Below are 8583 nucleotides of genomic sequence, written 5' to 3' on the forward strand. Positions count from 1 at the left end.
TTGTCCCCGTGCGTCTGTCACGCGTGCTGCGCGGACGGTTCGTCGGCGCGGTGCGCCGCTGTAACTGCCGCGGGCGCCCGCCAGGGCGCTTGCGGCGACATCGCTGGCCGGATCGGCCAGTACTGCAATTCGGCGGCGAGATGGCGCAAGTCGCGCGCGGCCGGGGTCGACGGGAACGCATCGACCACGCAGCGCGACAACTCCTCCGCCCGCGCCACGCGCGTGTCGGCCGCGATGCAGCCCGCGCTCTCGAGCGCCACGGTCAGATAGCGGCCGGCCACGCCGGCGAGATTCGCGAATGCGGCATGCGCGTCGTTCGGGCTGTGCACATGATTCGCGAGCACGCGGAACTGTGCGATTGCATGCGCGTAGTGCAACCGTTTGATGCACGCATACGCGCCGGTGATCGCCTGGGCCGACACGCGCGTGACGATCATCACGTCGTGCGCGTGCTTCGCGAATTCCGACAGCTGCCCTTGCGCGTCCAGTTGCGCGTCGATCAGCACGATGTCGGCCGAACCGCCGAGCAGCACGCTGAACTCGGCCGCCGTGTGGCCTTCGCGGTTGTTGCGGGAGGCGGCCAGCACCGAAAAACCGAGCGCGTGGCGGGCGGCCGCGAAGTCGACCGGTATCTCGCCGCGTATCACCGCGGCGAAATTGCCCGCGCCGCGCAAGCCGCCGAGCATCGCGCTCACCGACTTCTCGCCGACGCATTCGTCGACCACCAGCACGTCCTTGCCCTGCTGCGCGAGCGCCGCGGCGAGATTCACGGCTATCGTCGTGCTGCCCGCCCCCGGCAATGCGCCCGTCACCGCGATCGCGCGCGCCCCGCCGCCGCGCGCAAGCATCCGCCGCAGTCCCTCCGCCTGATCCGAGACGAGCTTATCCAAAGCGAACCTCGTGCAGCTCGGCCGTCGAACGGGCGGACAGCGAGGACAGCAACGCGGGAATGTCGTCGTCGTGCGGCACGAATGGCGAGTGGTCGCGCGGTATGCAGAACGTGCTCTTGATCAGGAATTTCTTCGTCGCGACGTACAGGTTTTCCGGCACCTTCTGACCGGTCGACACGTAGTGGATCGGCAGCTTGTAGCGGATCACCGCATCGAGCACGCCGCCCAGGTTGGTGGCTTCGTCGAGCTTGGTCAGGATGCAGCCGGCGAGCGGCTGCTGATCCGGCGCGCGCTGGTACGCTTGTACGACTTCATTGAGCGTGTCGCCATGGCCCGTCGCGTTGAGCAGCAACAGGCGCTGCACCGGCTGGCCGGCACGGCATAGCATCGCGATCTGCTCGGACACGAGGCGGTCGCGCTGGCTCATGCCGATCGTATCGATCAGCACGATGTGCTTGTTGCGCAGCTCGGAGAGCGCGAGCTGCAGATCGGCGCTGTCCTTCACCGCGTGCACCGACACGCCGAGTATCTTGCCGAAGATGCGCAGTTGTTCGTGACCGCCAATCCGGTAGCTGTCGGTCGTCAGCAACGCGACCTTGCTCGCGCCGAAGCGCATCACGCAGCGCGCGGCGAGCTTCGCGGTGGTCGTCGTCTTGCCGACGCCGGTCGGCCCCATTAGCGCGAACACGCCGCCGCGCTCCATCAGCGCGTCTTCACTTTCCATCACCGGCAGGTTCGACTCCAGCACCGAGCGGACCCAGTCCATCCCGCCGTCCATCGTGTCGACGTCGTCAGGCAGGTTGTCGACCATCATCTGGACGAGTTGCGCGGAAAAACCGGCGGCGAACAGGTGCTTGGTGAGCGCGGCGCGCGCCGGGTTGCGGCGCTGGCGCTCGCCCCACAGCAGGCCCGCGAAGTGTTCTTCCATCATCCCGCGCATCGACGACAGCTCGTTCATCACGGTGTCCTTGACGACCTGCTCCATGCGCGTCTTGATTGCCTCAGCGACGGCGGCCGGGGTGCGGCTTTCGTCGGCGGCGGCCTGCTCCGGCGCGAGTCTCTGCACGGTGCGGCGCGCGGCGACTTCGGCCGCTTCGCGCGCCCAGTCGGGCGTGTCGATTAGCGGCGGCACGTGCGTCGGCCGCATCGCGGGCTCGCTCGCATCGACCGCGATGCCCAGGCCCCTGGCGCTCGCGACGGCGGGTGTCATCGCGGCGGGGCGCGCACTGTAGTCGCCGCCCGCTTGCTGCTGCTCGGCGGCGACGCGGCGCGCGTGATCGATCAGCCACGGATTCGATTCGGCCATCGTGCGGGGCTTGGGGGCTCCGCTCGCGACAACCGGCGGGACCGGCACGCCAGCAGCCTTCATAAGATCCGCGCGAATGTCCTCCGACAGTCGGGTCGCCGCCGCGCGGGCGCTGGACGCCGCAGGCGCGTTGAAGCCGTTGACGCCGGTCGACGACGGCTGGTTTGCGGTGGGCACCGCGCCGGTTGCCGCGTCGAGCGGATTGGCAGGCGATGGCGTCGACGGCGCGCTGGACCGCGCGGTGGCCCGATCCAGCGCCGGATTCGTCGCGGAAAGCGGCCTCGGGTAGCTGGCCGGATCGGCGACCGGCGTCGCGTTCGCCGCTTCGCTCGCGGCCGCGCTCATCGCCGCGCCGACCGACGAACCCGCAGCCGTACCGGCTGACGCATTGCGGGCCGGATTGGCGCCCGCGTTCATCGCCGCACTCATCGGCAACGCTTCCGCGCCCGCCTCCGGGCTCGCGCCGAACACCGCCGAAAACACGTCCGGCATGCCATGCGCGTACGGGTTGGCCGGTGCCCCCGGCAGCGCGCGCGGCGCGCCGAGTGACGCGGTGCCGGCGCCCGATCCCGAGAGCGCTGCCTGTGCGCCGCCACGCGCTTTTGGCGTGATCGCGGCGAGCTCGCTATCGGCGAGCGCGACGATTTCGACGCTGCCATCGCTCATCGTCCGGTTCGACAGCACGACCGCATCGGAGCCCAGTGCTTCGCGAACGAGACGCAGCGCGTCGCGACTGTTGGCACCGACAAATTTACGAATGTTCAAGCTCACCCCCCGATGAGGTATACGGACTGACGGACCGGCGATATACCGCTCGCCATTGAAAGCCATTATTCCGAAAGGCGTCGCGTGACGATCGATTGATAAAGGCCGTTAAAGGCGGGCTATTCGCACGATGGACACATCGCGCGGGCCGGTCGTGTGGGAGCTTTCCCTGGCGCGAACGGATGCGGGATATGCGTATCCCGCGCGAGAACATCCGGCCGAAATGAAAACCGGCCCTCCGATGGAGCGCCGGTTCGTAATCGGTCGTTGCGTGGCCGTGCAAGCACACGAAAACGCATGCGCAAACCTACGCCGTCAGCCGTTCCCGCCGATCACGTTCACGACCTTGACGTTCCGCGTGTCGGGCACTTCCGCATACGACAGCACCTTCAGCTGCGGCAGGCTGCGGCGCAGGAAGCGCGCAAGCATCGGCCGCAACGCGTGCTGGACGAGCAGCACCGGCGCGAGGCCGAGGTTCTGCTGACGCAGCATCGCCTTCTGTGTTTCGGCGAGCAGCGTGTTCGCGAGGCCCGGCTCCAGGCCCGGATTGGGCCCCGTCGACAGCGCCTGCGACAGCACCCGTTCGAGGTTCGCGTCGAGCCCCATCACCTGCATGTCGCCGGTGCCGGGGAACCACTGCTGCGTGATCGCGCGGCCGAGCGCGAGCCGCACCGCGGCGGTGAGATCGTGCGCGTCGGAGATCTTCGCCGCGTGCTCGGCGAGCGCTTCGAGAATCGTGCGCAGATCGCGGATCGGCACGCCTTCTTCGAGCAGGTTCTGCAGCACCTTCTGCAGCGTGTTGAGCGGCAGCAACTTCGGCACCAGATCGTCGACGAGCGATGGCGTGTCCTTCTGCATCCGCTCGATCAGCGCCTGCACCTCGCGACGTCCGAGCAGTTCCGATGCATGCGTGACGACCAGGTGATTCAGGTGCGTCGCGACCACCGTGCTCGAATCGACGACCGTATAGCCGTAGACCTGCGCCTGTTCGCGCAGATTCGTATCGATCCAGATCGCGGGCAGGCCGAACGCCGGGTCCGTGGTCGGCGTGCCGGGCAGCGCGGCCGACACCTGGCCCGGATTGATCGCGAGCCACTGACCCGGATAGGCCTCGCCCGAACCGACCTCGACGCCCTTGAGCGCGATGCTGTAGCCGTTCGGCCGCAACTCGAGGTTGTCGCGGATATGGATGACCGGCGGCAGGAAGCCGATCTCCTGTGCGAACTTCTTGCGGATGCTCTTGATCCGCTTCAGCAGTTCGCCGTCCGAGTTCTTGTCGACGAGCGGAATCAGCCGGTAGCCGACTTCGAGGCCGAGCGTGTCGATCATCGTCACGTCGTCCCAGCTCGCTTCGGCGTTTTCGGCCGGCGTCATCGCGGCCGGCGCGACATCGACCAGCGCGCTCGTCTTCTTGCTTTCTTCGGCGCGCTTTTTGATCGTGCGGCCAAGCTGGATCAGCCCGCCGCCGAGAATCAGGAAAGCGAAGTGCGGCATGTTCGGGATCAGCCCCATCATCACGAGAATGCTGCCCGTGATGACCAGCACGCGCGGGTTCGTGAACAGCTGACCGGTGAGCTGCGTGCCGATGTCCTCGTCGGTCGCGACGCGCGACACGATCACACCGGCCGCCGTCGAAATCACCAGCGACGGAATCTGCGCGACGAGGCCGTCGCCGATCGTGAGCAGCGTGTAGTTCTTGCCCGCCGCCGCGAAGTCCATGCCGTGCTGCGCCATCCCGACGATCAGCCCGCCGATGATGTTGATCACCATGATCAGCAGGCCGGCCACCGCGTCACCGCGCACGAACTTGCTCGCGCCGTCCATCGAGCCGTAGAACTCGGCTTCCTGCGCGACTTCCATACGGCGCTTGCGGGCCTGCTCCTCATTGATAAGGCCGGCGTTCAGATCGGCGTCGATCGCCATCTGCTTGCCGGGCATCGCGTCTAGCGTGAAGCGCGCGGACACTTCGGCGATCCGCCCCGCACCCTTCGTGATCACCATGAAGTTGATCACCATCAGGATCACGAACACGACGATACCGACCGCGAAGTTGCCGCCCACGAGGAAGTGGCCGAACGACTCGATCACCTGGCCGGCCGCGTCGGGGCCGGTATGGCCTTCGAGCAGCACGATCCGGGTCGACGCGACGTTCAACGACAGGCGCAACAACGTCGAGAACAGCAGCACGCTCGGGAACGCCGCGAAATCGAGCGGCTTCATCGTGTACATGCTGACGAGCAGCACCATCACCGACAACGCGATGTTGAACGTGAACAGCAGATCCAGCAGGAACGGCGGCAACGGCAGGATCATCATGCCGAGGATCATGCAGATCAGCACCGGCCCGGCGAGCGCGCGCAGGTTGGTGCCGCTCAGCGCCTCCGGCCGTCGGGCGAGGAAACCGGCGCGAACGTTCATGCGGAGGCTCCGTCGGTGGCGTCGTTAGCGGGGTTCAGTGCGTCGTCGGCTTCCTCGGCGGCATCCCCCTCCGACACGGCGCCTTTGTCGAGTTCCGGCGGCACCTCGAGTTCGGTCGGCGCGACCGGCGCGACACCGCCTTCGGTCTTGAAGCGCCGCAACTGGTAGACCCACGCGAGCACTTCGGCGACCGCGCCATAGAGTGGACCGGGGATCTCGCGATTCAGCTCGACGTTGTGATAGAGCGCGCGAGCGAGCGGCGGCGCTTCGAGCAACGGCACGTTGTTTTCGACGGCAAGCTCGCGAATCCGGGCGGCGACGAGGTTCACGCCCTTTGCGATCACCTTCGGCGCGCGCATCTCGCCGTCCGTGTATTGCAGTGCGACCGCGAAGTGCGTCGGGTTCGTGACCACCACGTCGGCCTTCGGCACCTGCGCCATCATGCGGCGCCGCGCGATCGCGCGCTGCTGCTGGCGAATCTTGCCCTTGATATGCGGATCGCCTTCGCTTTCGCGATGCTCGCGCTTCACTTCTTCCTTGGTCATGCGCAGCTTCTTGTTGAACTGCCAGATCTGGTACGGCACGTCGAGCCCCGCCACCACGAACATGCCGGCCACCGTGATGCCGCAGCACACGCCGATCAGATGCACGGAGTTCGCGAGCGCCAGATGGAGCGGCTGGGTCGCGAGCGCCAGGATCTCCTCGCGGCGGGCCCAGATCGCGTGGCCGCCGATCAGGCCCACCACCAGCGTCTTCGCGAGCGACATGCCGAGCTGGATCGGCCCGTTGATCGAAAAGATGCGGCCGAGCCCGGCGATCGGGTCCAGCCGGTCGAACTTGGGCTCGAGCGCTTTAGTCGACAGTTGCCAGCCGCCGAGCGCCAGCGGCGCGAGCAGCGCGGCGAGGGCGAGCATGCCGAGGATCGGCAGCAGCGCATAGAGGCCTTCGCGCGCGGCGGCGCCCGCGCCGATCAGCATGCGGCTCGTATCGAACGTGCTCGCGTGGTTGAACATCAGCGACGCGCGCAACATGTCCTGCAGATGCATGCCGATCGGGCCTGACATCGCCCAGGTGCCGTAGAAGCCCGCTGCGAGCAGCGCGAATGTCGACAGCTCCCGCGAACGCACGATCTGCCCTTCCTCGCGCGCCTTCTGCAGGCGCCGGGGAGTGGCGGCTTCGGTTTTATCGAGGTCGCTGTCCTCTGCCACAAAGCTCTCCAGTCGGCCGAGGCACCGCGCCTCTTTCCAGTGACAGCGATTATTCCCGCTCGACGCAAGCGCTGATCGACGGATAAGGGCGGACAAACGGGGGTATTTCGACGGATGGCCAGAGGGCTCGCGCGTTGGTCGCGCGAGCCCTCTACGTCATCGGATTGACGCGTCTGCGGCTAGAAGCCGACGAACGGGTTGGCGCCGCCGGCCGTGGTCTGGTCGAAGCCGTAGTACACGTGGCGGCCGTAGAAGAACGGCAGGCCGAGGTCGAAGCTGCTGCTGCCGCCGATCTGGCCGGCGAGGTCGTTGAACGCGAAGTTGTTGACGTTGCTGAACAGCGTCTGCGCATTGGCGATGCCGATATTCACCGCCGCCGTGGTCTTGTTCAGGCCGACCAGCGTGACCGAGCGGGTTTGCGACGTCGACGGACAGTAAAAGCCGTTGAAGTCGCTGCTGCACGCCGGGAGCGTGCTATCGGCGAAGAAATAGCCGTTCGAGCCCGAATCGAGGAATGCCTGCACCGTCGCGCCGTTGAACGTGCTGTTGTTCAGGTCGCCGAACCCGTCGGTCGTGAACGTCTGCGACGCGGCCAGCGCGTTGTTCGATTGCGTGCCGATGCCGAACACGAGTGTGCCGTTCGCCGAGGGCGCGCCGGTGTTCGGCAGCGGTGGCATCTGCACGATCAGGCCGTTGTTGTCGGTCGCGAAATTCGCGACCGGGTTGGCCACCTGCTGGGCGACCTGCACGGTAGTGCGCGTGCACGACGTGCCGCCCGGGCATTGGAAGTAGTTGCTGAAGGTCGCCGCCGTCTTGGCAGTCGAGCAGGTCGCGCCGCAATCGGTGAGCGCGGTGCCGACGCCGAGAATGCCGTTCGCACCGAGATCGCTGACCGTGTTTTCCGCCGGGCCGCTGCCGCAGCCGCTAGCGGGCGTAGCACCCGCGCTCGTGTCGCCGATGATCTGGACCGGGATCGCGCGAGTCGTCGTTTCGCCGCCCATGACCACCGTCGCGCTGCGCACCGCCCCCCACGAGAAGCCGTCGGCGAACGTCGCGCACTCGGCGAGCGGGGTGCTGCCATTCGCGGTGACGGGTGTCAGCGCCTGGAGCAACGTCGGATTGAGCGCCGAGCCGACCACCCGCAGCCCGAACGAGCCGGTGTCGAGCTGAATGTTGTTGATCGTCTGACAGTTGGTGGTCGAGCCGGGCGCGCAAATCCTCACGCTGACCGCCGGAATATTCACGACCCCGCTCGTTCCCGAGTTGACCGTGATCGGCACCGTATTGGCGGCGGTCGCGGCAACCGGCTGCTGGGTTGGGCTGGCGGGCAGCGAGCCGCTGCTGACCGGCGCGTTGCCGCCCGCGTTGCTGCCGGAATTGGAACTGGAGTTGTCGCCACCTCCGCCGCCGCAGGCGGCCAGTGTCGCGCTCAGCAGTACAGCCAGCACGGCCTGCATCCAGCCTTTGAGTTGCGCGCTCGTGTGCATGGTTCGCATCGTCGTCCTCGCCGTTACTGGATGTCTGAACCGCTGACGCCGGCCGGCAGTGCCGACGGCAGCCATGCGACGCCGCTGAACGCGCCCATATGGCCGCCCGAGCGCACCACGAGGCCGCTCTGAGCGACGCTGACCGGGCCGCGTGTGTTGCCGCGCGCCGCGCGCACCGCCTTCACGCTGGCGACATATTGGGGGAAATAACTGCCGAGCAGAACGCTCAGATCGGGCATCTGCGGGCCATGCCACGCGATGCCGAAGACGACGCCGTCGGTGCCGAGGTATTCGCGGACCACCGTGCCGTTGCCCAGCGTGGTCTCACGTACCGTGTAAGACGATGCTGACGAAGCAGTGGAAGACGCCGCCCCAGACGCGGAGCGCATCACGCTCTGGGCGGCGCCGCCCGCCGGTTGCACCAGGCGGGAAGTGACCGAAGCGTCCGCGGGCGGGGTCATCGGCGTACTACCCAGCGCCGCATGGGCGGACTGCGCGGCTATCAAACC

6 protein-coding genes are annotated in these 8583 nt (G+C 67.3%); all 6 read right to left on the reverse strand.

Features of this window, described 5'->3' with window-relative positions:
• Positions 1 to 17: 17 nt before the first annotated feature.
• A complete protein-coding gene (locus tag VGH68_RS05270; RefSeq protein ID WP_331602464.1) occupies positions 18 to 890 on the reverse strand; it encodes a MinD/ParA family protein in 873 nt (290 codons plus the stop codon).
• The gene (gene flhF / locus VGH68_RS05275) at positions 883 to 2961 is read right to left on the reverse strand and encodes a flagellar biosynthesis protein FlhF (RefSeq protein ID WP_331602465.1); all 2079 of its coding nucleotides are present in this window, start codon (positions 2959 to 2961) and stop codon (positions 883 to 885) included. The genes VGH68_RS05270 and flhF overlap by 8 nt, the downstream gene beginning before the upstream one ends.
• Positions 2962 to 3276: 315 nt before the next feature.
• The gene (flhA, locus tag VGH68_RS05280; RefSeq protein WP_331602466.1) at positions 3277 to 5379 is read right to left on the reverse strand and encodes a flagellar biosynthesis protein FlhA; all 2103 of its coding nucleotides are present in this window, start codon (positions 5377 to 5379) and stop codon (positions 3277 to 3279) included.
• Complete coding sequence (gene flhB / locus VGH68_RS05285) at positions 5376 to 6587, reverse strand: flagellar biosynthesis protein FlhB (RefSeq protein WP_331602467.1); 1212 nt, start codon at positions 6585 to 6587, stop codon at positions 5376 to 5378. Before flhB ends, flhA begins: the two co-directional genes overlap by 4 nt.
• 179 nt (positions 6588 to 6766) lie before the next feature.
• Positions 6767 to 8083 carry a DUF3443 domain-containing protein gene (locus VGH68_RS05290; RefSeq protein WP_331602468.1) on the reverse strand — a complete coding sequence of 439 codons (1317 nt, stop codon included), beginning with the start codon at positions 8081 to 8083 and terminating at the stop codon, positions 6767 to 6769.
• Positions 8084 to 8097: 14 nt separating this feature from the next.
• Entirely contained in the window at positions 8098 to 8580 is a 483-nt protein-coding gene (locus VGH68_RS05295; RefSeq protein WP_331602469.1) for a DUF2844 domain-containing protein, read from the reverse strand.
• Between the last annotated feature and the right edge of the window lie 3 nt (positions 8581 to 8583).

It is taken from the genome of Paraburkholderia sp. (assembly GCF_036488505.1).
GTDB lineage: Bacteria > Pseudomonadota > Gammaproteobacteria > Burkholderiales > Burkholderiaceae > Paraburkholderia.

Bases quoted from the DNA above. Each gene is read 5' to 3' on its own strand.
- flhA (WP_331602466.1), bottom strand. From the start codon at position 5,379: ATGAACGTTCGCGCCGGTTTCCTCGCCCGACGGCCGGAGGCGCTGAGC.
- VGH68_RS05290 (WP_331602468.1), bottom strand. From the start codon at position 8,083: ATGCGAACCATGCACACGAGCGCGCAACTCAAAGGCTGGATGCAGGCC.